At 54.2% G+C, this 24812-nt stretch carries 31 protein-coding genes; 17 read left to right on the plus strand and 14 right to left on the minus strand.

The features are described 5' to 3' along the window. Positions 1-69: 69 nt before the first annotated feature. On the minus strand, positions 70-2004 hold the full coding sequence (gene ftsH / locus IPZ49_RS16550) for an ATP-dependent zinc metalloprotease FtsH (protein ID WP_003861810.1): 1935 nt from the start codon (positions 2002-2004) through the stop codon (positions 70-72). Positions 2005-2106: 102 nt separating this feature from the next. Further along, positions 2107-2733: a 23S rRNA (uridine(2552)-2'-O)-methyltransferase RlmE gene (rlmE, locus tag IPZ49_RS16555; RefSeq protein ID WP_003861812.1), complete on the minus strand. Its 627-nt coding sequence runs from the start codon at positions 2731-2733 to the stop codon at positions 2107-2109. 127 nt (positions 2734-2860) lie between these two features. Between rlmE and yhbY the strand changes: the two genes are divergently transcribed. Beyond that, positions 2861-3154: a ribosome assembly RNA-binding protein YhbY gene (gene yhbY / locus IPZ49_RS16560; protein ID WP_003861814.1), complete on the plus strand. Its 294-nt coding sequence runs from the start codon at positions 2861-2863 to the stop codon at positions 3152-3154. A 151-nt stretch (positions 3155-3305) separates the two neighbouring features. On the opposite strand, the gene greA is transcribed toward yhbY, so the two are convergent. Further along, the gene (greA, locus tag IPZ49_RS16565; RefSeq protein ID WP_014171793.1) at positions 3306-3782 is read right to left on the minus strand and encodes a transcription elongation factor GreA; all 477 of its coding nucleotides are present in this window, start codon (positions 3780-3782) and stop codon (positions 3306-3308) included. Between the two features lie 228 nt (positions 3783-4010). Here greA and dacB point away from each other — a divergent pair, with 228 nt between their 5' ends. From dacB to pmrB, 3 genes are read left to right on the plus strand one after another with little or no spacing between them, the layout of a single operon-like run. Further along, positions 4011-5444, plus strand: a complete 1434-nt coding sequence (gene dacB / locus IPZ49_RS16570) for a serine-type D-Ala-D-Ala carboxypeptidase (protein ID WP_003861817.1) — start codon at positions 4011-4013, stop codon at positions 5442-5444. A gap of 2 nt (positions 5445-5446) precedes the next feature. Next, positions 5447-6109 (plus strand): two-component system response regulator PmrA, encoded by a 663-nt coding sequence (pmrA, locus tag IPZ49_RS16575; protein WP_003861819.1) that lies wholly within the window; start codon positions 5447-5449, stop codon positions 6107-6109. Next, a complete protein-coding gene (pmrB, locus tag IPZ49_RS16580) occupies positions 6106-7149 on the plus strand; it encodes a two-component system sensor histidine kinase PmrB (protein WP_046620878.1) in 1044 nt (347 codons plus the stop codon). The genes pmrA and pmrB overlap by 4 nt, the downstream gene beginning before the upstream one ends. A gap of 33 nt (positions 7150-7182) precedes the next feature. Here pmrB and cgtA read toward each other — a convergent pair whose 3' ends face one another. From cgtA to rplU, 4 genes are all read right to left on the minus strand, one after another. Next, the gene (gene cgtA / locus IPZ49_RS16585; RefSeq protein WP_046620879.1) at positions 7183-8358 is read right to left on the minus strand and encodes an Obg family GTPase CgtA; all 1176 of its coding nucleotides are present in this window, start codon (positions 8356-8358) and stop codon (positions 7183-7185) included. A 15-nt stretch (positions 8359-8373) separates the two neighbouring features. Next, the gene (locus tag IPZ49_RS16590; RefSeq protein ID WP_003861826.1) at positions 8374-9339 is read right to left on the minus strand and encodes a DMT family transporter; all 966 of its coding nucleotides are present in this window, start codon (positions 9337-9339) and stop codon (positions 8374-8376) included. Between the two features lie 95 nt (positions 9340-9434). Continuing rightward, positions 9435-9692, minus strand: coding sequence for a 50S ribosomal protein L27 (gene rpmA, locus IPZ49_RS16595; RefSeq protein WP_003861831.1), 258 nt, complete (start codon positions 9690-9692; stop codon positions 9435-9437). A gap of 19 nt (positions 9693-9711) precedes the next feature. Further along, on the minus strand, positions 9712-10023 hold the full coding sequence (gene rplU / locus IPZ49_RS16600; protein ID WP_003025032.1) for a 50S ribosomal protein L21: 312 nt from the start codon (positions 10021-10023) through the stop codon (positions 9712-9714). A gap of 257 nt (positions 10024-10280) precedes the next feature. Here rplU and ispB point away from each other — a divergent pair, with 257 nt between their 5' ends. Together ispB and sfsB are read left to right on the plus strand one after the other, a co-directional pair. Continuing rightward, entirely contained in the window at positions 10281-11252 is a 972-nt protein-coding gene (gene ispB, locus IPZ49_RS16605) for an octaprenyl diphosphate synthase (protein ID WP_063146520.1), read from the plus strand. Between the two features lie 229 nt (positions 11253-11481). Beyond that, a complete protein-coding gene (gene sfsB / locus IPZ49_RS16610) occupies positions 11482-11769 on the plus strand; it encodes a DNA-binding transcriptional regulator SfsB (protein ID WP_022649524.1) in 288 nt (95 codons plus the stop codon). Positions 11770-11832: 63 nt separating this feature from the next. Here the strand turns inward: sfsB and murA are convergent, their stop codons facing one another. The 7 genes from murA to mlaF form a co-directional block, all read right to left on the minus strand. After that, positions 11833-13092 (minus strand): UDP-N-acetylglucosamine 1-carboxyvinyltransferase, encoded by a 1260-nt coding sequence (gene murA / locus IPZ49_RS16615; RefSeq protein ID WP_006812128.1) that lies wholly within the window; start codon positions 13090-13092, stop codon positions 11833-11835. Between the two features lie 50 nt (positions 13093-13142). Beyond that, positions 13143-13397 (minus strand): BolA family iron metabolism protein IbaG, encoded by a 255-nt coding sequence (gene ibaG / locus IPZ49_RS16620; RefSeq protein ID WP_003861840.1) that lies wholly within the window; start codon positions 13395-13397, stop codon positions 13143-13145. 126 nt (positions 13398-13523) lie between these two features. Continuing rightward, positions 13524-13817, minus strand: a complete 294-nt coding sequence (gene mlaB / locus IPZ49_RS16625; RefSeq protein ID WP_063146519.1) for a lipid asymmetry maintenance protein MlaB — start codon at positions 13815-13817, stop codon at positions 13524-13526. Beyond that, on the minus strand, positions 13817-14452 hold the full coding sequence (mlaC, locus tag IPZ49_RS16630) for a phospholipid-binding protein MlaC (protein WP_006812130.1): 636 nt from the start codon (positions 14450-14452) through the stop codon (positions 13817-13819). Before mlaC ends, mlaB begins: the two co-directional genes overlap by 1 nt. Before the next feature lie 18 nt (positions 14453-14470). Beyond that, positions 14471-15019, minus strand: a complete 549-nt coding sequence (mlaD, locus tag IPZ49_RS16635) for an outer membrane lipid asymmetry maintenance protein MlaD (RefSeq protein ID WP_022649526.1) — start codon at positions 15017-15019, stop codon at positions 14471-14473. A gap of 4 nt (positions 15020-15023) precedes the next feature. Continuing rightward, complete coding sequence (gene mlaE, locus IPZ49_RS16640; protein ID WP_003861848.1) at positions 15024-15806, minus strand: lipid asymmetry maintenance ABC transporter permease subunit MlaE; 783 nt, start codon at positions 15804-15806, stop codon at positions 15024-15026. A 7-nt stretch (positions 15807-15813) separates the two neighbouring features. Next, a complete protein-coding gene (mlaF, locus tag IPZ49_RS16645) occupies positions 15814-16626 on the minus strand; it encodes a phospholipid ABC transporter ATP-binding protein MlaF (RefSeq protein ID WP_022649527.1) in 813 nt (270 codons plus the stop codon). A gap of 227 nt (positions 16627-16853) precedes the next feature. Between mlaF and IPZ49_RS16650 the strand changes: the two genes are divergently transcribed. The 11 genes from IPZ49_RS16650 to npr all read left to right on the plus strand — a co-directional run bounded on the left by IPZ49_RS16650 (position 16854) and on the right by npr (position 24773). Beyond that, the gene (locus IPZ49_RS16650; protein ID WP_003861852.1) at positions 16854-17831 is read left to right on the plus strand and encodes a calcium/sodium antiporter; all 978 of its coding nucleotides are present in this window, start codon (positions 16854-16856) and stop codon (positions 17829-17831) included. 13 nt (positions 17832-17844) lie between these two features. Further along, positions 17845-18831, plus strand: a complete 987-nt coding sequence (gene kdsD / locus IPZ49_RS16655; RefSeq protein WP_003861853.1) for an arabinose-5-phosphate isomerase KdsD — start codon at positions 17845-17847, stop codon at positions 18829-18831. Positions 18832-18845: 14 nt separating this feature from the next. Then, entirely contained in the window at positions 18846-19412 is a 567-nt protein-coding gene (gene kdsC, locus IPZ49_RS16660; RefSeq protein ID WP_017382729.1) for a 3-deoxy-manno-octulosonate-8-phosphatase KdsC, read from the plus strand. Further along, positions 19409-19984 (plus strand): LPS export ABC transporter periplasmic protein LptC, encoded by a 576-nt coding sequence (gene lptC, locus IPZ49_RS16665; protein WP_022649529.1) that lies wholly within the window; start codon positions 19409-19411, stop codon positions 19982-19984. Before kdsC ends, lptC begins: the two co-directional genes overlap by 4 nt. Continuing rightward, positions 19953-20507 (plus strand): lipopolysaccharide ABC transporter substrate-binding protein LptA, encoded by a 555-nt coding sequence (gene lptA / locus IPZ49_RS16670; RefSeq protein WP_006812136.1) that lies wholly within the window; start codon positions 19953-19955, stop codon positions 20505-20507. The genes lptC and lptA overlap by 32 nt, the downstream gene beginning before the upstream one ends. A gap of 6 nt (positions 20508-20513) precedes the next feature. Then, positions 20514-21239: an LPS export ABC transporter ATP-binding protein gene (gene lptB, locus IPZ49_RS16675; RefSeq protein ID WP_003861862.1), complete on the plus strand. Its 726-nt coding sequence runs from the start codon at positions 20514-20516 to the stop codon at positions 21237-21239. Positions 21240-21286: 47 nt separating this feature from the next. After that, a complete protein-coding gene (gene rpoN, locus IPZ49_RS16680; RefSeq protein ID WP_022649530.1) occupies positions 21287-22720 on the plus strand; it encodes an RNA polymerase factor sigma-54 in 1434 nt (477 codons plus the stop codon). 22 nt (positions 22721-22742) lie between these two features. Beyond that, complete coding sequence (hpf, locus tag IPZ49_RS16685) at positions 22743-23030, plus strand: ribosome hibernation promoting factor (RefSeq protein ID WP_014171818.1); 288 nt, start codon at positions 22743-22745, stop codon at positions 23028-23030. 82 nt (positions 23031-23112) lie between these two features. Then, positions 23113-23604, plus strand: a complete 492-nt coding sequence (gene ptsN / locus IPZ49_RS16690) for a PTS IIA-like nitrogen regulatory protein PtsN (RefSeq protein WP_003861869.1) — start codon at positions 23113-23115, stop codon at positions 23602-23604. A gap of 45 nt (positions 23605-23649) precedes the next feature. After that, on the plus strand, positions 23650-24504 hold the full coding sequence (rapZ, locus tag IPZ49_RS16695) for an RNase adapter RapZ (protein WP_003861870.1): 855 nt from the start codon (positions 23650-23652) through the stop codon (positions 24502-24504). Continuing rightward, a complete protein-coding gene (gene npr / locus IPZ49_RS16700; RefSeq protein WP_003861872.1) occupies positions 24501-24773 on the plus strand; it encodes a PTS phosphocarrier protein NPr in 273 nt (90 codons plus the stop codon). The genes rapZ and npr overlap by 4 nt, the downstream gene beginning before the upstream one ends. Positions 24774-24812: the final 39 nt, after the last annotated feature.

A 24812-nucleotide genomic window follows, 5' to 3' on the forward strand; every position in this document is an offset into this window, starting at 1 on the left:
ATAAAAAAGAAAAACCCCGGAGCACGCTCCAGGGTTTGATGTACAGACAAACGCTTCAACAGCAGTGACTTACTTGTCGCCCAACTGCTCTGACATGGTGTTGCCCGGGTTTGGCGTACGCGGTTCATCGACCGGACGCGGTGCACGCGGGGTGCCATTGTTGTCAGAATTGTTAGACGCGCCTGGGTCTTCCCAGCCTGCTGGCGGACGCACTTCGCGGCGAGCCATCAAGTCGTCAATCTGCGGCGCATCGATGGTCTCATATTTCATGAGCGCATCTTTCATCGAATGCAGGATGTCCATATTGTCATTCAGGATCTGACGGGCGCGAGCGTAGTTACGCTCAATCAGCGCTTTCACTTCCTGGTCGATGATACGAGCCGTTTCATCGGACATATGTTTCGCTTTTGCCACGGAGCGGCCCAGGAATACTTCGCCCTCTTCTTCTGCATAGAGCAGCGGACCGAGTTTGTCGGAGAAGCCCCACTGGGTCACCATGTTACGTGCCAGGTTTGTCGCCACTTTAATATCGTTCGACGCACCGGTGGAAACATGTTCCGCACCGTAGATGATCTCTTCTGCCAGACGACCGCCGTACAGGGTTGAAATCTGACTTTCCAGCTTCTGACGGCTGGCGCTGATCGCGTCGCCTTCAGGCAGGAAGAAGGTCACACCCAACGCACGACCGCGTGGAATGATCGTCACCTTGTGTACCGGATCGTGTTCCGGCACCAGACGACCGATAATCGCGTGGCCCGCTTCGTGATATGCCGTGGACTCTTTCTGCGCTTCCGTCATCACCATGGAGCGACGTTCCGCACCCATCATGATTTTGTCTTTCGCTTTCTCAAATTCCACCATGGACACTACACGCTTGTTACCGCGAGCGGCAAACAGTGCTGCCTCGTTGACCAGGTTAGCCAGATCCGCACCGGAGAAGCCTGGAGTACCACGCGCGATGATTGCCGCGTCGATATCTGGCGCCAGCGGTACGCGACGCATATGCACTTTCAGGATCTGTTCACGACCACGAACATCCGGCAGACCGACCACAACCTGACGGTCGAAACGGCCTGGACGCAGCAGCGCAGGGTCGAGTACGTCTGGACGGTTAGTTGCCGCGATAACGATGATACCTTCGTTACCTTCAAAGCCGTCCATTTCAACCAGCATCTGGTTCAGGGTCTGCTCACGTTCATCGTGACCACCGCCCAGGCCTGCGCCACGCTGGCGGCCAACGGCGTCGATTTCATCGATGAAGATGATGCACGGTGCTGCCTTCTTAGCCTGCTCGAACATGTCACGCACACGAGATGCACCGACACCCACGAACATTTCAACGAAGTCAGAACCTGAAATAGTAAAGAACGGGACCTTCGCTTCACCCGCGATGGCTTTTGCCAGCAGGGTTTTACCGGTACCCGGAGGGCCGACCATCAGGACGCCTTTCGGGATCTTACCGCCCAGTTTCTGGAAACGGCTCGGCTCGCGCAGGTATTCAACCAGTTCACCCACCTCTTCTTTTGCTTCGTCACAACCTGCTACGTCAGCAAAGGTGGTCTTGATCTGGTCTTCCGTCAGCATACGCGCCTTGCTCTTACCGAACGACATGGCACCTTTGCCACCACCGCCCTGCATCTGGCGCATAAAGAAGATCCAGACACCGATAAGAAGCAGCATCGGGAACCAGGAAATGAAGATAGAAGCCAACAGGCTTGGTTCTTCTGGCGGCTCGCCTACCACTTTGACGTTTTTGGTCAGAAGGTTATCAAGCAGCTTAGGATCGTTCACCGGGATGTAAGTCGTGTAACGGTTACTATCTTTCTTGGTAACGTTGATCTCACGTCCGTTGATACGCGCTTCGCGAACCTGGTCCTGATTGACCTCTTGCAGGAAGGTAGAATAATCCACCTTGCGGCCATTCGACTCGCTGGGCCCAAAGCTCTGGAAAACTGACATCAGCACAACGGCAATGACCAGCCAGAGTATTAGGTTTTTCGCCATGTCACTCAAGGGATTAACCTCATATTACAACTGTGTTAAAAACAGCGTCAGGATACTCTATATCCAGTTTCATTCAAACTTTCGCCTGAAATCTACCGGTTATCATTTTCGCCCGGTCGCTACAATATACACTTCACGGGAACGGGCCCGGGAAGAGTCCGGCTTACGAACTTTGACCTTCGCAAACAGGGAGCGAATTTCCTTAAGATACTCCTCGAAACCTTCGCCCTGAAACACCTTCACAACAAAACTACCACCAGGCGCTAGTACATCACGACACATTTCTAACGCTAGTTCCACCAGATACATGGCGCGGGGGATATCCACCGCCGGTGTTCCACACATATTTGGTGCCATATCCGACATGACAACCTGGACCTTACTGTCACCTACACGATCAAGTAATGCTTTAAGCACTAATTCATCACGAAAGTCGCCCTGAAGGAAGTCGACACCGACGATGGGATCCATTGGTAAAAGATCGCATGCGATGATTCGGCCCGTTCCGCCGATCTGCGTAACCGCATACTGGGACCATCCGCCAGGTGCCGCACCGAGGTCGACCACCGTCATTCCCGGTTTAAAAAGTTTGTCACTTTGCTGTATTTCATCAAGTTTAAACCAGGCGCGGGAACGTAACCCCTTTTTCTGCGCCTGTTGAACATATTTATCGCTAAAGTGTTCCTGAAGCCAGCGGCTGGAGCTGGCAGAACGCTTTTTACCTGTCATTTAACATTTCCGTCCTGGTTCATCGTTACTTGCCTGTGACGTAAATTTCTACGCAGCTATTTGGCGATATTAGGGAGATGGCGGTAGAATGAACCGTTTTCAATCCCAACGTAAGCAAAAATATACGATGAATCTGAGTACTAAACAAAAACAGCACCTTAAAGGTCTGGCACATCCGCTCAAGCCTGTAGTGATGCTTGGCAACAATGGTTTGACCGAAGGGGTGCTTGCCGAGATTGAACAAGCGCTGGAACACCACGAGCTGATCAAGGTGAAAATCGCCTCTGAAGACAGAGACACTAAAAACCTGATCGTGGAAGCCATCGTGCGCGAAACCGGCGCCTGTAATGTACAGGTCATCGGTAAAACGCTGGTGCTCTATCGCCCATCTAAAGAGCGCAAAATCTCGCTGCCACGTTAAGGATATCCTGAATCAAACACATTTTCTGTGTGAAACGAGGGATTTCTTTCAGCAGGCGAGCAAAATGCCATGCTCCTTGAGTTGATAAAAGGCCGCTATGCGGCCTTTTTCTTTTCTTTACAATGTATCAACATCTTAGAAGAGAAGCGAATTACAGGTATTCAACCTTAATAATTTCGTATTCCACTTCGCCACCTGGGGTGCGGATAGTCACAACATCATCCTGCTCTTTGCCAATCAGGCCGCGAGCAATCGGGGAGTTCACCGAAATCAGGTTCTGTTTGAAGTCCGCTTCATCATCACCCACGATGCGATAGGTTTGCTCTTCGTCGTTGTCCAGATTCAGGACGGTGACGGTAGAGCCGAAGATCACGCGACCGTTGTTTGGCATTTTAGTGATATCGATAACCTGCGCGTTGGACAGTTTCGCTTCGATATCTTTGATACGCCCCTCGCAGAAACCCTGCTGCTCACGCGCCGCGTGGTATTCAGCATTCTCTTTCAGGTCGCCATGCTCACGCGCATCCGCGATAGCGGCGATGATTTCAGGGCGACGTACGGATTTCAGAAAATCCAGCTCTTCGCGCAGTTTTTCGGCACCACGTAAGGTCATCGGAATAGCTTGCATTTGTTATACCTCTTAAACATTCCTGTTGGGAGCAGTGTTCCCTGCTCCAGCCCACCTGAACAGGCCAGAAGCAAAAAGAAAACCGACCCGGGAGCAACGCCCCAGGTCAGCAGCAATTTTTCAATTTGATACGCATTTTACCGCGAAGTTCACTATGGGTCATCGTTTACTTTACAGTGCCATGCACCGTAGTATGACGGTTTGTTTTCGGGTTGTTAGCGCGAGATTATGCGATTTTCCAGTTTTATCATCGGATTGACTACCAGTATAACGTTCACCGTTCAGGCCGCGAATGTTGATGAGTACATTAATCAACTGCCCGCCGGCGCGAACCTTGCCCTGATGGTGCAGAAGGTTGGCGCGCAGGCTCCCGAGATTGACTATCACAGTCAACAGATGGCGCTGCCTGCCAGTACCCAGAAGGTGATCACTGCCCTCGCCGCCCTGCTCCAGCTCGGGCCTGACTTCCGTTTTACTACCACCCTTGAAACCAGAGGTAACGTTGAGGGTGGCGAACTGAAAGGCGATCTTATCGCCCGTTTTGGTGGCGATCCCACCTTTAAGCGCCAGGATGTCCGCAACATGGTGGCGGTACTGAAAAAATCCGGCGTAACAAAAATTGATGGCAACGTGCTGATCGACACCTCCATTTTCGCCAGCCACGATAAAGCGCCTGGCTGGCCATGGAACGACATGACGCAGTGCTTTAGCGCCCCGCCAGCCGCCGCCATCGTTGACCGTAACTGCTTCTCCGTATCGCTTTACAGCGCGCCAAAACCCAATGACTTAGCGTTTATCCGCGTGGCGTCTTACTACCCGGTCACGATGTTCAGCCAGGTGCGGACGCTGGCGAAAGGCTCCCCGGAGGCACAGTATTGTGAGCTCGACGTGGTACCGGGCGATCTCAATCGCTATACGCTCACCGGCTGCCTGACCCAGCGGGCCGATCCCCTCCCGCTGGCCTTTGCCATTCAGGATGGCGCAGGCTATGCCGGTGCCATTTTTAAAGATGAACTGAAGCAGGCGGGCATAACCTACACCGGAACGCTGCTGCGCCAGACGCAGGTGAATGAACCAGGCACGGTGATTGCCAGTAAACAGTCCGCGCCACTGCATGATTTGCTTAAGATTATGCTGAAAAAGTCGGATAACATGATTGCCGACACGGTGTTCCGTATGATCGGGCACGCGCGCTTTGGTGTGCCAGGAACCTGGCGGGCCGGTTCTGATGCCGTACGTCAGATCCTGCGCCAGCAGGCGGGTATCGATCTGGGCAATACGATCGCTGTCGACGGTTCTGGTTTATCGCGCCATAACCTGATCTCACCGGCCACCATGATGCAGGTGTTGCAGTACATCGCTCAGCATGACGCTGAGCTAAACTTTATTACAATGCTGCCGCTCGCCGGACACGATGGGTCACTTCAGTACCGTGCGGGCCTTCACGCTGCAGGCGTGGATGGCAAAGTGTCAGCCAAAACGGGTTCCCTGCAAGGCGTTTACAACCTTGCCGGTTTTATCACGACAGCCAGCGGGCAACGCATGGCCTTTGTGCAGTATCTTTCCGGCTATGCCGTCGAACCGGCTGACCAGCGCAATCGTCGTATTCCACTGGTGCGTTTCGAAAGCAGGCTCTATAAGGACATCTACCAGAATAACTAGCGATGAAACTACTGATAGTTGAAGACGATCTGTTATTACAGGAAGGGTTAGCGCTGGCACTGGGGAATGAGGGCTACGCCCTGGATTGTGCCGCCACGGCGGCTGAAGCAGATGCCTTGATCCAGAGCGGAGAATACAGCCTTGTGATCCTGGATTTGGGACTGCCGGATAAAGACGGCGCGACGCTGCTCTGCCAGTGGCGTCGTCGCGGAGTGGAGAATCCCGTATTGATTCTTACCGCCCGCGATGCCATTGAAGACAGAATTAACGGGCTGGATTCTGGCGCTGACGATTATCTGGTAAAACCCTTCGCCCTTGCCGAGCTACAGGCTCGCGTACGGGCGTTAATCCGCCGCTATCAGGGCCACAGCGACAACCTGCTGACGGACGGGGATATCACCCTCAATCTGCAAACTCAGCAGGTGCTGCGCCAGTCTCAGCCTGTGGAAGTGACCCCAAAAGAGTTCGCTCTGCTGACGCGTCTGATCATGCGCAGCGGGCAGACCGTGCACCGTGAAACGCTGCAACAGGACATCTACTCCTGGCAGGACGATCCAGGATCAAACACGCTTGAAGTTCACATTCATAATCTGCGCCGCAAGCTCGGTAAAGATCGCATCAAAACCGTACGTGGCGTGGGTTACCGTCTGGAGAGCCAGAAATGAACAGTATGCGCCGGCGATTAATGGTGTTGCTGGCGGTTATACTGCTATTTTTTCAACTGGTTAGCGTAGTCTGGCTGTGGCATGAGAGCCGCGAGCAAATCGGTTTTCTGGTGAATGAAACGTTGTCTGCGAAAGCGCGCAACAACCATGTCGAAAAAGAGATCCGCGAAGCCATTGCCTCCCTGCTAGTCCCTTCTCTGGTGATGGTCGGTTTTACCCTGCTCTTCTCATTCTGGGCCGTCACCTGGATCACCCGACCACTCAACAAACTTCGCGCCAGCCTTGCGAACCGTTCGGCGGATAATCTGACTCCCCTGCCGATGTATTCTGATATGGAAGAGATAGGCGCAGTAACCACGTCCCTCAACCAACTCCTCGCCCGGCTGGACCACACTATTCAACAGGAACGCCTGTTTACCGCCGATGCGGCACACGAGTTACGTACGCCGCTTGCGGGGATCAGGCTCCATCTGGAACTGATGGCTCAGTCCGGTTCCCCGCAGGCCACGCCACTGATAAACCGGATCGATCAGTTGATGCACACGGTGGAACAGTTGCTGATGCTGGCGCGTGCCGGACAGGCGATGGCCAGCGGCCATTACGATACCGTGAACTGGACTGAGACGATCATTGCTCCGCTTAGCCTGGAGCATGAAGCCAGAGAGCATACGGTGATATGGCCGGCCCACAGCGCGCTGACGGTTCAGGGGGACGCCGTCCTGTTACGTCTGATGCTAAGGAACCTTCTGGAGAATGCCGCCCGCTACAGCCCGGCAGGCACAACCATTGAAGTGGCATTAACAGCGACGGAGAGCGGTACCCGGGTGAGCGTTACCGATCAGGGGCCGGGTATTGATGAGGCACACCGCCAGTCGATCACCGAACCTTTCCGACGTCTCGACCAGCGCTACGGCGGCAGCGGCCTTGGGCTGAGCATCGTACAGCGTATCGTTCAGCTCCATCATGGCTATTTAACGCTGGAGAACGGCGCTGAGGGCGGCCTCATCGCCAGCTGTTGGTTACCGGCGAAAATAGGATAAAAAAAAGCCCCGTTAAGGGGCTTTATACTGAGGTTAGTGCTTGTAGATGAACTCGACGCCTTCTTCGTCGTCTTCATCCCAGTCATCGTCCCAGTCTTCATCATCTTCATCCGCTTCCAGCTCTTCGAGCTGCTGGCGGTGGTAGTCATCCCACATGAATTCAACTTTTTCAGGCTGTTTCGCCTCTTCTGCCTGAACAACCGGATTCTCGATGATAAAGGTCATCACATCCCAGCAGAGATCTTTCACGCCAACCTGGCTGGCGGCAGAGATCAGGTAGTACTTATCTTCCCAACCCATCGCTTCGGCAATCGCTTTAGCTTTCGCTTCAGCTTCCGCTTTATCCATCAGGTCGATCTTGTTAAATACCAGCCAGCGCGGTTTTTGCGCCAGTTTTTCACTGTATTTCTCCAGCTCACCGATAATGATACGGGCGTTTTCAACCGGATCGGAACCGTCGATTGGATCGATGTCGATGAGGTGCAACAGTACGCGACAACGCTCAAGGTGCTTCAGGAAGCGAATCCCCAGACCGGCGCCTTCTGCTGCCCCTTCAATCAGACCCGGGATGTCAGCGACCACGAAGCTCTTCTCGTTATCCATACGGACAACGCCCAGGCTCGGTACCAGTGTCGTAAACGGATAATCCGCCACTTTTGGTTTCGCCGCAGAGACCGCACGGATAAACGTCGATTTACCGGCGTTTGGCATACCCAGCATCCCCACATCCGCCAGCAGCATCAGTTCCAGTTGCAGGTCGCGCTTATCACCCGGGGTACCCATGGTTTTCTGACGCGGGGTACGGTTAACGGAAGATTTGAAACGGCTGTTACCCAGACCGTGCCAGCCGCCTTTCGCCACCATCAGGCGCTGACCGTGTTTGGTCATATCACCCATGGTTTCGCCCGTGCCCTGATCGATGACACGCGTACCTACCGGCACTTTGATCGTCACGTCTTTACCGCGTTTACCGGTACAGTCGCGGCTCTGGCCGTTCTGCCCACGTTCGGCGCGGAAAGATTTTTCGAAACGGTAGTCGATCAGCGTGTTGAGGTTTTCATCCGCCTCCAGCCACACGTCGCCACCGTCCCCACCGTCACCGCCGTCAGGACCGCCACGAGGAATATATTTTTCACGGCGGAAGCTTACACAACCGTTACCGCCATCACCTGCCACGACCAGAATCGTCGCTTCATCAACAAACTTCATTTTACTCTCCGTAACTCATTCGCCTGAGCGGGGGACTATTACAACCGCTTCATTTTTGCGCCAACGCCCCCAGAGACGATGACCAATGGCGGAATACATCGCGCCCGCAACCACGACAAACGCACCGAGATAACCCAACAGGTTGAGCATCGGCTTGACGAAGACATCGGGCCAGGCCATTGATAACAAATCTGAAAATAACAGCGTAAACAGCGGGGTAAGCGTGATTAAGGCGCTCACCTGTGCTGCCTGCCAGCGCGCCATGGCTTCAGCCAGCGCGCCATAACCGACCAGCGTGTTCAGCCCACAAAAAATGAGGCACGCCAGTTGCCAGTCGCTGAGCTGGGTAATCACCCCCGGCTTAGCTAACGGCAATAATGCCAGTGTACACAAAGTGTACAGCAAAAAGAGGATCTGCTGTGAGGCAAGACGACGCAATAACACCTTTTGCGCGACGCCATAACTCACCCAGACCGTTGCTGCACCCACCCCAAAAATGACACCCCAGGTGTAATCCGTCAGGCGGGTAAAAATCTCGATCAGACTGGTGTTAAAGAACATCACCAGACCGCAAAGCAGCATGCTTGCCCCGATGATCTGCGTACCGCGCATCTTCTCCTTGAGGATGAATACGCTGGCGACCATCATGCCGACCGGTGATAGCTGACCAATCACCTGCGACGCTGTAGGGCTAAGATATTGCAGGGAAGAGCTGAACAGAATGAAGTTACCGAACAGACCGCCCGTCGCGATAGCCAGTAACACCAGCCAGCGCGGTTTTCGGAAGATGCGCAGCGGTGGCAGCTTACCTTTGACGGCCAGAATGGCGCCCAGGCCTATACTTGCCATCAGGAAGCGATAAAACACCACCGTGGGCGGTTCCATCACTTCCAGTACCTGCTTCATTGCAATTGGCAGTGCACCCCAGCACATCGCGGTAGTGAGCGCCAAAAGAATACCAATGCCGGCCTGCTGCTTCATGCCCGTTTTCCCTACAGAAAATTTTCCGGGTTTCCAATGTAAAAAGCCCCGCAACACGTTGCGGGGCTTTAATCCGTTACCGGACCGAGAAAACCTTACTCAGCAACGATGCTGATGTATTTACGGTTGTTCGGGCCTTTAACTTCAAATTTCACTTTACCGTCTGCTTTAGCAAACAGAGTGTGGTCACGACCGCAACCTACGTTGGTACCCGCGTGGAACTTGGTGCCACGCTGACGAACGATGATGCTACCCGCCAGAACGGATTCGCCACCGAAACGCTTAACGCCCAGGCGTTTAGCTTCTGAATCGCGACCGTTACGTGTGGAGCCGCCAGCCTTTTTATGTGCCATTTAAATCTCTCCTCAGGTCTTAGGCGCTGATGCCAGTAATTTTCACATCAGTGAACCACTGACGGTGGCCCTGCTGCTTACGATAGTGTTTACGACGACGAAACTTAACGATTTTAACTTTCTCGCCACGACCGTGAGCAACAACTTCAGCTTTGATAACGCCGCCATCAACGAAAGGAACGCCGATTTTGACTTCTTCACCGTTTGCGATCATCAGAACTTCAGCGAACTCAACAGATTCGCCAGTTGCGATGTCCAGCTTTTCCAGGCGAACGGTCTGACCTTCGCTTACTCGGTGTTGTTTACCACCACTTTGGAAAACCGCGTACATATAAACTCCGCTTCCGCGCACATCCTCGTATGATTCAGAGTGCGCTATAAATATTCACAATAGGGCGCGAATATTACGCAAAACGCGAGCCTTTGACAAGTGCTACCATCAATACATGAAGAAAAAAAACACAACACGTACGGTAACGTTTATCTGAGCCATTTTTTCAGTACAATCAGCAATACTATTTATAAACCGAAACCCTTTGTGTACCCATCTCGTGTGGGATAAACAGGATAAAAAGCCCGGCTTTTGCGATGAATTTAGAAAAAATCAATGAGTTAACCGCGCAAGATATGGCGGGTGTGAATGCAGCAATCCTGGAGCAACTCAACTCTGACGTTCAGCTGATCAATCAGTTGGGCTATTACATCGTCAGCGGCGGCGGTAAACGTATTCGTCCGATGATTGCCATTCTGGCCGCACGCGCGGTTGGCTATCAGGGAAATGCCCACGTCACGATCGCGGCGCTGATCGAATTTATCCACACCGCCACCCTGCTTCATGACGATGTTGTGGATGAATCAGACATGCGTCGTGGCAAAGCCACCGCCAATGCCGCGTTTGGTAATGCGGCAAGCGTTCTGGTAGGGGATTTTATCTATACCCGAGCCTTCCAGATGATGACCAGCCTTGGCTCGCTGAAGGTGCTGGAAGTGATGTCAGAAGCCGTAAACGTTATCGCTGAAGGCGAAGTCCTACAGTTGATGAACGTCAACGACCCGGATATCACCGAAGAAAACTATATGCGGGTGATTTACAGCAAGACCGCACGTCTGTTTGAAGCCGCCGCGCAGTGCTCCGGCATTCTGGCAGGCTGTAGCGAAGCTCAGGAAAAAGGGCTTCAGGACTACGGCCGTTACCTCGGCACCGCGTTCCAGCTGATTGATGATTTGCTGGACTACAGCGCGGATGGCGAAACGCTCGGTAAAAACGTTGGCGATGACCTGAACGAAGGCAAGCCAACGCTGCCGCTGCTCCACGCGATGCGCAATGGCACACCAGAGCAGGCGAAAATGATCCGGGAGGCTATCGAGCAGGGAAATGGTCGCCATCTTCTGGACCCGGTACTGGAAACAATGGCCATCTGTGGTTCCCTTGAATGGACGCGTCAGCGTGCTGAAGAAGAAGCAGACAAAGCCATCGCCGCAATTCAGGTCATTCCCGACAGCCCATGGCGTGATGCGCTAATCGGCCTCGCGCACATCGCCGTCCAGCGCGACCGTTAATCTCTTCCTCATCTCCCTGCGATCTCGTAGGGAGGTTCCAGTACGCACCAATAAATTACATTTACGCGTAAGCTCATCAGGTTACAGGCCGTATGTATAAAGCCGTGCCTTATTCTGAATATTGCTTCTCGTAACATGAACTTTTTAGAACAGATGTTCGCAGTGAGTATAGTAATGCTGTCTTTTCACACGAAACGACGTGGACGATAACGAACACAAGGACAGCATTATGGATACAAAATTCATCGACTGGCATTCTGCTGACATTATTGCGGCACTGCGTAAAAAAGGGACATCGCTGGCTGCCGAATCACGTCGTCATGGGCTGAGCTCGTCGACGCTGGCAAACGCCCTGACCCGCCCATGGCCGAAGGGGGAACTGATTATTGCGACGGCGCTGGATACGCATCCGTGGGTGATATGGCCGTCACGCTATCACGATCCCATTACCCATGAATTTATCGACAGAACGCGCATGATGCGCCAGAGCAAAGCGAAGAAAGCACATCAGGACTGATGCACCCGGATTTACAGGAACAGCAATCCCCCGGCCTGTTCTGGCAGGGGGGTGCCGGAACGATTACTCGCCCTTCACACGCTCGATATTCGCACCCAGCGCGCGCAGTTTGTCTTCAATACGCTCGTAACCACGATCGATGTGGTAGATACGATCGACAACGGTAGTCCCTTCTGCAATACAACCTGCCAGTACGAGGCTCGCAGACGCGCGCAGATCGGTCGCCATCACCTGCGCACCGGACAGTTTTTCAACGCCGTGGCAAATGACCGTGTTGCTTTCAATCTCAGCATGCGCACCCATACGGATCAGTTCCGGTACGTGCATGAAACGGTTTTCGAAGATAGTTTCCGTGATGAAGCCTGTGCCTTCGGCCACCAGGTTCAACAGGGTGAACTGTGCCTGCATATCCGTCGGGAATGCCGGATGTGGCGCAGTGCGCACGTTAACGGCTTTAGGACGCTGCCCGTGCATATCGAGGCTGATCCAGTCTTCACCGATTTCAATGTCCGCACCCGCATCGCGCAGTTTCGCCAGTACCGCATCCAGGGTATCCGGTTGTGCGTTACGACAAACAATCTTACCGCCAGAAATGGCAGCCGCTACCAGGAAAGTACCGGTTTCGATACGGTCTGGCAGTACGCGGTACACACCACCACCCAGACGTTCAACGCCTTCGATGGTGATACGGTCTGTGCCCTGCCCGCTGATCTTCGCCCCCAGCGCGACCAGGAAGTTCGCGGTATCCACGATTTCCGGCTCTCGGGCGGCGTTTTCGATGATGGTAGTGCCTTCTGCCAGCGTAGCAGCCGACATGATGGTTACCGTTGCGCCCACGCTCACTTTGTCCATGACAATGTGCGCGCCTTTCAGGCGACCATTGACGGACGCTTTAACGTACCCCTCTTCCAGCTTGATCTCCGCGCCCAGCTTTTCCAGACCGAAGATATGCAGGTCGACTGGACGGGCGCCGATAGCGCATCCGCCCGGCAGTGAAACCTGTCCCTGACCGAAACGCGCCACCAGCGGGCCAAGCGCCCAGATGGAAGCACGCATGGTTTTCACCAGCTCATACGGCGCTGAGAAGTTGTTCACGTTGCTGGCATCGATCCAGACGGAACCGTTACGCTCCACTTTGGTGCCCAACTGGCCGAGCAACTTCATGGTCGTGTCGATATCTTTCAGCTTCGGTACGTTCTGGATCTCTACCGGCTCTTCTGCGAGCAGCGCAGCGAAAAGAATGGGCAGCGCGGCGTTTTTAGCGCCAGAAATTGTGACTTCGCCCTGGAGACGCGTGGGTCCCTGTACACGAAATTTATCCATCGTTTGCTCTCTTATAAATTCAACCGTGCTGCGGGCGCTTTGCCCTCAGCTCAAAAACCGTTTAGTTTGCGATCGCGTGCCCACTCCTGTGGGGTGAACGCTTTAATCGACAGGGCGTGGATGCGGTTATCCGCAATGTATTCCATCAGCGGCGCGTACACAGCCTGCTGTTTCTTCACGCGACTCATTCCGTCGAACATCTCACCCACAGCAATAACCTGGAAGTGACTGCCATCGCCAGAGACGTGGGCTTCCTGAAGGGAGAGTGCATTCATCAGCACTGTCTGGATTTCATTATTTTCCATGGGGTCTACATCATCTGATAGTGAAAACAAGCTCAACATCTTAGAGCAAAGTGGCGCGGTCTTAAACAAGCAAAAAGCCCCGACGCGTAAACTGTCGGGGCTTTCGGAAGTAACGTACTGAAAAAGTTAGCGGGGTAATACGTCTTCAGGCAAATTGTAAAGCTGTGCAAGGGTTACGACATTATCGCTTACCCCCGTCAGGGTGACGCTACTCCCCTGCTTTTTGCCCGTGGCCACCAGGTGCGCCAGCAGGGCGATACCGGCGGTATCTACCCGCGTGACGCCATGGAGATCAATCAACGTCACGCCCTGCATCGCGTTATGGCGAGCGTCCCACAGCGGGTTAAGCAGATCCTGATCCAGCTCTCCCGTCAGCGTCAACGTCTCGTCGTCACGCGCCCAGCTAAGCTGCTGTGACATTACTTCTTCTCGTCCAGGGTAATTTTCTGACGAGAGATGGACTGAAGCTGAGCCGTCAGGCCATCGATGCCTTTGGTGCGCAGCAGATCGCTCCACTCGTTCTGTTTAGTGGTGATCATGCTGACGCCTTCAGCGATCATGTCGTACGCCTGCCAGTTTCCGGTCTGGCTGTTTTTACGCCACTGGAAGTCCAGGCGTACCGGTGGACGACCGTTTGGATCGATAATCGTCACGCGGATAGGAATGATGGTGGCATCGCCCAGCGGCTGTTCAGGGGCAATCTGATAGGTCTGCCCGTGGTACATCGCCAGCGCCTGGCCGTAAGCCTGTTTCAGGTATTCACGGAACGCCGCAAAGTAAGCCTCGCGCTGCGCCGGGGTCGCGTCTTTGTAGTAACGGCCCAGCACCAGTGCGCCCGCGTACTTGATCTGCACATACGGCAGCAGTTCCTGATCCACCACATCACGCAGATAATCAGGGTTAGAACGGATTTTGGGCTGTTCGTTTTTAAGACGGTCGAAGGTTTTCTTCGCGGCCTCATCCATCAGTTTGTACGGGTTACTCTGATCCGCAGCGTGCGCCGCGGTTAGAGGGGCAATGACCAGCATGGCAACCATTAACAGTCGTTTAAACATGAATGACTTCTCCTGAAATTAATTCGTCGCGCCTGGCGTCGGTTCGACGTTGGTGTGGTCTTCACTCTGCGCAGGGGCATCGTCAGACTTTTTATCATCCCCTTTACTGTTGTAAAGGAACTGACCAATCATATCTTCCAGCACCATCGCTGACTTGGTATCCTGGATTACGCTACCGTCTTTAAGGATAGACGTTCCCAGCTCAGGATCTTCAAAACCAACGTTAAGGGCCAGATATTGCTCCCCCAGCAGGCCAGAGGTGCGGATAGAGAGCGAGCTGGTGTCAGGAATGTGGTTATAGCGTTCTTCGATATCCATTGCGACGCGCGGCAGATAGGTTTTCTCATCAAGCGTAATGTCAGCGACACGTCCAATAACGACGCCACCAATACGGACCGGTGAGCGCGCCTTCAGGCCGCCGATATTATCGAAAGTCGCGTAGACGCGATACGTCGGCTCGGTGCGAACAGAGGTGATGTCCGCCGCGCGCAGGCAGATAAACAGCGCGGCCAGCAGCGCCAGAAGCAAAAACACGCCAACCCAAATTTCATTTTTTCTCGTTTGCATGAACTCAATTCCCAAACATCAGTGCGGTGAGCACAAAATCCAGACCTAAAACGGCCAGCGACGAATGTACGACAGTACGCGTCGTTGCACGGCTAATGCCCGCCGACGTCGGAATGGCATCGTAACCATTAAACAACGCAATCCAGGTAACCGTCACAGCGAAAACCACGCTCTTGATCAGACAGTTCACCAGATCCATCCGCAGATCGATGGCGTCCTGCATGGCAGACCAGAAGAACCCGGCATCAATGCCTTTCCAGTTGACGCCAACCAGCGCGCCTCCCCAGATACCTACCGCCACAAAGAGGATAGTCAGTAACGGCAAGGAGATAACCCCGGCCCAGAAGCGCGGCGAGATCACCCGGCGCAGCGGATCGACCGCCATCATCTCCATACTGGAGAGCTGCTCTGTGGCGCGCATCAGGCCAATTTCAGCCGTCAGCGCTGATCCGGCACGCCCGGCGAACAGCAGCGCTGCTACAACCGGCCCGAGTTCACGCAGCAGCGAGAGCGCCACCAGCATGCCAAGGCTGGTTTCCGCGCTGTAGGTTGTCAGCACCAGATACCCCTGCAACCCCAGCACCATGCCAATAAACAGACCCGACACGATGATGATAAGCATCGACAGCACGCCGACGTTATAAAGCTGCCGCACCAGTAACGGCGCATGCTTGCGGAACTCCGGTTTGCCAACCAGCGCGTTGAACAACATTAATCCGGCACGCCCGAACGTACTGATGGTTTTTAGGCCACGGTGTCCAAGACCCGCCAACGCATTTAACAGCATGAGTGGATTAACTCCCTATTCCCAGTAAATCGTCATGATAGTCGCCCGCCGGATAGCGGAAAGGCACCGGCCCATCTGCGATACCGTCCAGGAACTGCCGCACGCGCGGATCGCCATTCTCCTGCAACGCCTGAGCGCTGCCGTGGGCGACGATCTTTTTGTCAGCCACAATATAGGCGTAATCAGCAATGCTCAGCACTTCCGGCACGTCGTGGGAAACCACCACGCAGGTGACGCCAAGGGCGCTGTTCAGCTCCGAGATTAACTTCACCAGCACGCCCATGGTGATAGGGTCCTGCCCAACGAACGGTTCATCGAACATGATTAAATCGGGTTCCAGGGCAATAGCACGCGCCAGCGCGGCGCGGCGCGCCATCCCACCCGAGAGTTCGGACGGCATAAGTTTCGCAGCCCCCCGCAACCCCACAGCTTCGAGCTTCATCATCACCGTGCTGTGCAACAGCGCAGGAGGAAGATGGGTGTGCTCACGCAGCGGATAGGCCACGTTGTCAAATACGTTCATATCGGTGAATAGCGCACCCGACTGAAAGAGCATGCTCATTCGTTTGCGAACCGTGTAGAGGCGCGAGCGAGACATCTCCGGGACGTTTTCACCGTCGAAGAGAATTTCGCCGCTATCAGGGGGGATTTGCCCGCCGATAAGACGCAGCAACGTCGTTTTACCGATCCCTGACGGCCCCATGATGGCGGTGATTTTACCGCGCGGCACGGTCAGCGAAATATCATCAAATATCACCCGGTTGCCGCGAGAAAAACTGACGCCCCGGACATCGACTATATTCGCCATCGTTTGGCTCATTTATGGTTCCTTACTTACCTTGCTTCACTGCTGGCATGAAGCGTAAATCAGCCCTAAACCCCGCATTTTTACAGAATATTCACTATTGGGGTTAGCGAAAGCTGGCATTTGTTTTACTTTTCCGGCGCATAAAGTCAAAATTAGGAATTCGTCACGTCTCAGACTTCATCTGGCGCTAAAATTCGTGCGCAGTGGACCAGCGAGTATACCTGAAGAAAGGACTTTTGATGCTTTTAGCAACAGCACTGTTAATAATTGGTTTACTGTTGGTGGTCTACAGTGCTGACCGTTTGGTCTTTGCCGCATCCATTCTCTGTCGACTCATTGGCATGCCGCCCATCATTATTGGGATGACGGTGGTCAGTGTAGGCACATCGCTTCCTGAAATCATCGTTTCTGTTTCAGCCTCGTTGCATGGCCAGGTCGACCTCGCTATTGGCACTGCGATTGGCTCTAACATCGTCAATATCTTGCTGATTTTAGGCTTAGCCGCATTACTGCATCCATTTCGCGTACATTCCGATGTTTTGCGTCGTGAATTGCCGCTAATGTTAGTCGTCAGTCTGCTGGCAGGCTATGTGCTTTATGACGGGGTGCTGAGCGTCGGTGACGGTATATTCCTGCTCGCCCTGGCCGTGATCTGGTTGCTTTACAGCGTGAAGATCGCACGTCTGGCGGAAAAACAGGGTAATGATAGCCTCACGCGTGAGCATCTCGCCGAACTACCACGGGAAGGGACCTTACCCGTCGCCCTGCTGTGGCTGGGCGTCGCGCTGATTATAATGCCAATGGCCACGCGGATGGTGGTCGATAACGCGACGGTGCTGGCGAACGCGTTTGCGATGAGCGAACTGACAATCGGTCTGACGGTCATCGCCATCGGTACCAGCCTGCCAGAGCTGGCTACCGCCATCGCCGGGGCGCGTAAAGGGGAAGATGATATCGCCATCGGCAATATCATTGGCTCGAATATTTTCAATATCGCGATCGTGACGGGGCTGCCGGCATTAATCTCACCGGGGCCGTTTAACCCTATGGTCTTCACGCGCGATTACGGTGTGATGCTACTGGTCAGCGTAATTTTCGCCCTGCTCTGCTGGCGGCGAAAAGAGCAGATCGGCAAAGGCGCGGGCGCGCTGCTGACGGGTGGATTTATCGTATGGCTGGCGATGCTGTACTGGCTCTCGCCACTTCTCTCTGGGTAAACGGAAACGCATTATGTCGCAAATAGAATTGCAGCCGGGTTTTGACTTTCAGAAAGCAGGCAAAGACGTTCTGGAGATTGAACGTGAAGGTCTGGCGCAGTTAGATCAGTACATTAATCAGGATTTTAGTCTGGCCTGTGAGAAGATGTTCTACTGCGCCGGTAAAGTCGTGGTGATGGGGATGGGCAAATCCGGCCATATCGGGCGCAAAATGGCGGCGACCTTTGCCAGTACCGGCACGTCGTCATTCTTCGTTCATCCCGGTGAAGCCGCGCACGGTGACCTCGGCATGGTTACGCCGCAGGACGTGGTTATTGCGCTGTCCAACTCCGGGGAATCGAATGAAATCCTGGCGTTGATCCCGGTGCTGAAGCGTCTGCACGTACCGCTGATTTGCATGACCAGCCGCCCGGAAAGCAGCATGGCGCGTGCGGCAGATATTCACCTGTGCGTGAAGGTGCCTAAAGAAGCCTGCCCGCTGGGGCTGGCGCCGACCTCCAGCACAACCGCCGCGCTGGTGATGGGCGATGCCCTTGCCGTTGCGCTGCTGGAAGCCCGCGGTTTTACGCCTGAAGATTTCGCTCTGTCTCACCCCGGCGGCGCGCTCGGGCGCAAACTGCTGCTGCGGGTCAACGATATTATGCACACCGGGGATGAGATCCCGCACGTCAGCAAAGAGGCCTCTTTGCGCGACGCGTTACTGGAGATCACCCGTAAAAACCTGGGCATGACGGTTATCTGCGACGATCTGATGAAGATTCAGGGCATTTTCACCGACGGCGACCTGCGCCGGGTATTCGATATGGGTGTGGATGTCCGAACGCTGGGCATCGCTGATGTAATGACACCAGGCGGGATCCGCGTCCGTCCGGGCACGCTGGCGGTAGATGTACTGAACCTGATGCAGTCCCGTCATATTACCTCAGTGATGGTTGCCGATGGCGACCAACTGCTGGGTGTGGTACATATGCATGATCTGCTGCGCGCTGGCGTAGTGTAATGAAGGATAAGACAATGAGTAATGCGGGTGCATCCCTTGCAACCTGTTATGGCCCGGTGAGCGCCCACATGATGGCAAAGGCGGAAAATATCCGCCTGCTGATCCTCGATGTGGATGGTGTGCTCTCCGACGGTCTGATTTATATGGGCAATAACGGCGAAGAGCTGAAAGCCTTTAACGTTCGCGACGGTTACGGTATCCGCTGTGCGCTCACGTCCGGTATTGAAGTTGCAATCATCACCGGGCGGAAAGCTAAACTGGTAGAAGATCGGTGTGAAACGCTGGGCATTACCCATCTCTATCAGGGGCAGTCTGATAAGATGGTAGCCTTCCGGGATCTGTTGGGAAAACTGGCCATTGCACCAGAGAATGTGGCATACGTCGGGGATGATTTGATCGACTGGCCAGTCATGGCGGAGGTGGGTCTGAGCATCGCCGTGGCTGACGCGCACCCGCTGCTGATCCCGCGTGCTGATTATGTTACCCATATTCACGGTGGCCGCGGCGCCGTCCGTGAAGTCTGCGATCTGCTTCTGCTGGCGCAGGGCAAGCTTGATGAGGCGAAAGGGCAATCGATATGAGTAAAACCAGACGTTGGGTTATCATTCTGCTTGCGCTTGTCGCCCTGGTACTGATTGGCGTAAACCTCGCTGACCGCGAAGATACGCAAGCGGAAGTGGTTAACACGAGCGACCCGACCTATAAAAGCGATCACAGCGACACCGTGGTCTATAGCCCGGAAGGCGCGCTGAACTATCGCCTCGTTGCTCAGCATGTAGAATATTTTTCAGATGACGGTACTTCGTGGTTTACCCAACCGGTCATGACCACCTTTGATACGGACAAAGTGCCGACGTGGTCTATCAAGTCTGACCGGGCAAAACTGACAAATGACCGTATGCTTTACCTGTATGGTCACGTTGAGGTCAACGCCCTGACCGCTGACGCGCAACTGCGAAAAATTACGACGGATAACGCCCAGATCAACCTGGTCACCCAGGATGTCACGTCGCAGGATTTAGTCACCCTGTATGGCACAACATTTAATTCCAGCGGTTTAAGAATGCGCGGGAACTTACGCAGCAAAAACGCCGAGCTGATTGAAAAGGTTAGAACCTCCTATGAAATTCAAAACAAACAAACTCAGCCTTAAAGTTGTTATCGCCAGCGCGCTGCTGGCGGCCAGTCTTCCCGCGCTTGCTGTGACTGGCGATACCGAACAGCCGATTCATATTGAATCCGATACCCAGTCTCTGGATATGCAGGGTAACGTCGTCACCTTTACCGGCAACGTGGTCATGACCCAGGGCACCATCAAAATCAACGCCGACAAAGTGGTCGTTACCCGACCGGGCGGCGAGCAGGGCAAAGAGATTATCGATGGTTATGGTAACCCGGCCACCTTCTACCAGATGCAGGACAACGGCAAGCCGGTGAAAGGCCATGCCTCGCATATGCACTATGAACTGGCGAAGGATCTGGTCATCCTGACCGGTAATGCTTACCTGGAACAGCTGGACAGCAATATCAAAGGCGACAAAATCACTTATCTGGTGAAAGAGCAGAAAATGCAGGCCTCCAGTGAAAAAGGCAAACGCGTCACGACCGTTCTTGTGCCTTCGCAATTGCAGGACAAGAACAACGGCCAGGCTCCGGCACAGAAAAAGAGTAACTAATTCGTTATGGCAACTTTAACTGCAAAAAACCTCGCGAAAGCGTATAAGGGCCGCCGCGTCGTCGAAGATGTCAGTCTGACCGTCAACTCCGGCGAAATCGTGGGTTTGCTTGGCCCTAACGGGGCGGGTAAAACCACGACCTTCTACATGGTGGTGGGCATCGTCCCGCGTGACGCCGGCAACATCATCATCGATGATGAAGATATCAGCCTGCTGCCACTGCATGCCCGCGCGCGTCGTGGCATCGGCTATCTGCCGCAGGAAGCCTCCATCTTCCGCCGCTTAAGCGTGTTCGACAACCTGATGGCCGTGCTTCAGATCCGTGACGATCTGACCAGCGAGCAGCGCACTGACCGTGCGAACGAGCTGATGGAAGAGTTTCATATTGAACATCTGCGTGACAGCCTCGGTCAGGCGCTGTCCGGTGGTGAACGCCGCCGCGTTGAGATTGCGCGCGCGCTGGCAGCAAACCCGAAATTTATCCTCCTGGATGAACCGTTTGCGGGCGTTGACCCCATCTCCGTTATCGATATCAAACGTATTATTGAGCACCTGCGCGACAGCGGGCTTGGCGTGCTGATCACGGACCACAACGTTCGTGAAACGCTGGCCGTGTGTGAGCGCGCCTACATAGTGAGCCAGGGCCATCTGATTGCCCACGGTACGCCGCAGCAAATCCTCGAAGATGAGCATGTTAAACGCGTGTACCTTGGGGAAGACTTCAGACTCTGATAGGGTAGAGGTTAAGTCACGCCGAACCGGAGAAAAACGCTCTGAACATGAAGCAAGGTTTGCAATTACGGCTCAGCCAGCAACTGGCCATGACGCCGCAGCTACAACAGGCAATCCGTCTGTTGCAGCTGTCCACGTTAGAACTCCAGCAGGAGCTCCAGCAGGCGCTGGACAGCAATCCGCTGCTGGAGCAAACCGATCTTCATGACGAGGTAGACGCTCAGCAGACGCAGGACACAGAAACGCTCGACTCCGTAGATGCGCTCGAACAGAAAGAGATGCCGGAGGAACTGCCGCTGGATGCCAGCTGGGATGAAATCTACACCGCGGGTACCCCTTCCGGGACGCGTGCAGATTACCAGGACGATGAACTCCCGGTCTACCAGGGCGAAACTACCCAGTCGCTTCAGGACTACCTGATGTGGCAGGTGGAGCTGACGCCTTTCTCCGATACCGATCGCGCCATTGCCACCTCGATTGTCGATGCCGTTGACGACACGGGCTATTTGACCGTGACGCTGGACGAGATTCTGGAAAGCATCGGCGATGACGAGATTGAACTGGAAGAGATCGAAGCCGTCCTGAAACGCGTTCAGCGTTTCGACCCGATTGGCGTCGCCGCGAAAGATCTGCGCGACTGCCTTCTGATCCAGCTTTCGCAGTTTGCCAAAGAGACACCGTGGATTGATGAAGCCCGGCTCATCATCAGCGAGCATCTGGATTTGCTGGCAAATCACGACTTCCGCACCCTGATGCGCGTCACGCGCCTCAAAGAAGAGGTGCTGAAGGAAGCGGTGAATCTGATCCAGTCACTCGATCCGCGTCCGGGGCAATCGATCCAGACCAGCGAACCGGAATACGTTATTCCTGATGTGCTGGTGAGAAAACACAATGGCCGCTGGGTCGTTGAACTGAACGCCGACAGCATTCCTCGCCTGCAAATCAACCAGCAATACGCCTCCATGTGCACCAGCGCCCGTAACGACGCTGATAATCAATACATTCGCAGCAACCTTCAGGAAGCACGCTGGTTGATTAAGAGTCTGGAAAGCCGTAATGACACGCTGCTGCGCGTCAGCCGCTGTATTGTCGAACAGCAGCAGGCATTCTTTGAGCAGGGCGAAGAATTTATGAAACCGATGGTGCTGGCGGACATCGCCCAGGCCGTCGAGATGCATGAATCAACCATTTCCCGCGTGACCACGCAGAAGTATCTGCACAGCCCACGCGGTATTTTTGAGCTTAAGTATTTCTTCTCCAGCCACGTGAACACCGAAGGCGGCGGCGAAGCCTCGTCAACGGCTATTCGCGCACTGGTGAAGAAGTTGATCGCCGCGGAGAACCCCGCGAAGCCACTCAGTGACAGTAAGTTAACCACCATGCTGTCCGATCAGGGTATTATGGTGGCACGCCGTACTGTCGCGAAGTATCGAGAGTCTTTATCCATTCCGCCGTCTAACCAGCGTAAACAACTGGTTTGACACAACCGATAAGGAAGACACTATGCAGCTCAATATCACCGGACATAACGTCGAAATTACTGAGGCTTTACGCGATTTTGTAAACGCTAAGTTCGCGAAACTCGAGCAGTATTTCGAGAGGATCAACCAGGTCTATGTTGTGTTGAAAGTGGAGAAAGTGACGCATATCTCGGATGCGACCCTGCACGTCAACGGAGGGGAACTTCATGCCAGTGCGGAAGGGCAAGACATGTACGCGGCTATCGACGGCTTGATTGATAAGCTTGCGAGACAGCTCAATAAACATAAAGATAAACTGAAACAACACTAATTGTCCGGGCAGTTAACGGGTGCAGGACGGCCTGTTGTGAAACACAACAGGCCATTTGTACAGTTAGCGCTTAGGTGAAATTATGATAAACAACGATTCCGCTCTTCAACTGAGCAATGTCCTTAACCAGGATTGTACCCGCAGTGGCGTTCACTGCCAGAGCAAAAAACGTGCGCTGGAAATCATCAGTGAGCTGGCCGCAAAACAGCTGGGTCTGCCGCCGCAGATCGTGTTTGAAGCCATTCTGACCCGTGAAAAAATGGGCAGTACCGGCATCGGCAATGGCATTGCGATCCCGCATGGCAAGCTGGAAGAAGATACGCTGCGTGCCGTGGGGGTGTTTGTGCAACTGGAAACGCCTATCGCTTTTGACGCCATCGATAACCAGCCTGTGGATCTGCTCTTCGCGCTGCTGGTTCCTGCCGATCAGACCAAAACCCACCTGCACACGCTGTCGCTGGTTGCCAAACGTCTGGCGGATAAAACCATTTGTCGTCGACTGCGCTCAGCTCAAAGTGATGAAGAGCTTTATCAAATTATCACTGAAGCAGAAGGCAATCAGGATGAGGCATAATCGGGAAAGGGCCTTCAGAACGGCTTCCCTGAGGAGAAACGGAACATGGTGCTGATGATCGTCAGCGGTCGTTCGGGGTCCGGGAAGTCCGTGGCCCTGCGCGCGCTGGAAGACATGGGATTTTACTGCGTAGATAACCTGCCGGTAGTGCTGTTACCCGATCTGGCGCGGACGCTGGCGGACAGGCAAATCTCTGCCGCCGTCAGTATTGACGTGCGTAACATGCCGGAATCGCCGGAAATCTTCGAGCAGGCAATGAACAGCCTGCCGGAGTGCTTCTCGCCTCAGCTCTTGTTCCTGGATGCTGACCGCAACACGCTGATCCGCCGTTACAGCGATACACGTCGTTTGCACCCGCTCTCGAGTAAAAATCTTTCGCTGGAAAGCGCCATCGATAAAGAGAGCGATCTGCTTGAGCCGCTGCGTTCCCGGGCCGACCTGATTGTCGACACTTCAGAAATGTCCGTCCACGAGCTGGCGGAAATGCTGCGTACTCGCTTACTCGGCAAGCGCGAGCGCGAACTGACGATGGTGTTTGAATCCTTCGGCTTTAAGCACGGTATCCCTATCGATGCGGATTACGTTTTTGATGTGCGTTTCCTGCCGAACCCACACTGGGATCCGAAACTGCGTCCGATGACCGGTCTGGATAAGCCGGTGGCGGCGTTCCTCGACCGACACACAGAAGTACACAATTTTATCTACCAGACGCGAAGCTACCTTGAGCTATGGTTACCTATGCTGGAGACAAACAATCGTAGCTACCTGACGGTGGCGATTGGCTGTACCGGCGGTAAACATCGTTCGGTCTACATTGCCGAACAGCTGGCCGATTACTTCCGCTCACGCGGGAAGAACGTTCAGTCCCGTCATCGCACGCTGGAAAAACGCAAAACATGACCGTAAAACAGACCGTCGAAATCACCAATAAGCTGGGCATGCATGCGCGCCCGGCGATGAAGCTGTTTGAACTGATGCAGGGTTTTGATGCTGAGGTGCTGCTGCGCAACGATGAGGGAACCGAGGCAGAAGCCAACAGCGTGATTGCGCTGCTGATGCTGGATTCTGCCAAAGGCCGCCAGATTGAAGTTGAAGCCACCGGCCCGCAGGAAGAAGAAGCGCTGGCGGCAGTGATTGCCCTGTTTAACGCCGGGTTTGACGAAGATTAACGTTCGCCACGTCGGCGGGTAGCGCTGCGCTTATCCGCT

It is taken from the genome of Enterobacter cloacae complex sp. S2 (assembly GCF_015159675.1).
GTDB classification, from domain to species: domain Bacteria; phylum Pseudomonadota; class Gammaproteobacteria; order Enterobacterales; family Enterobacteriaceae; genus Enterobacter; species Enterobacter intestinihominis.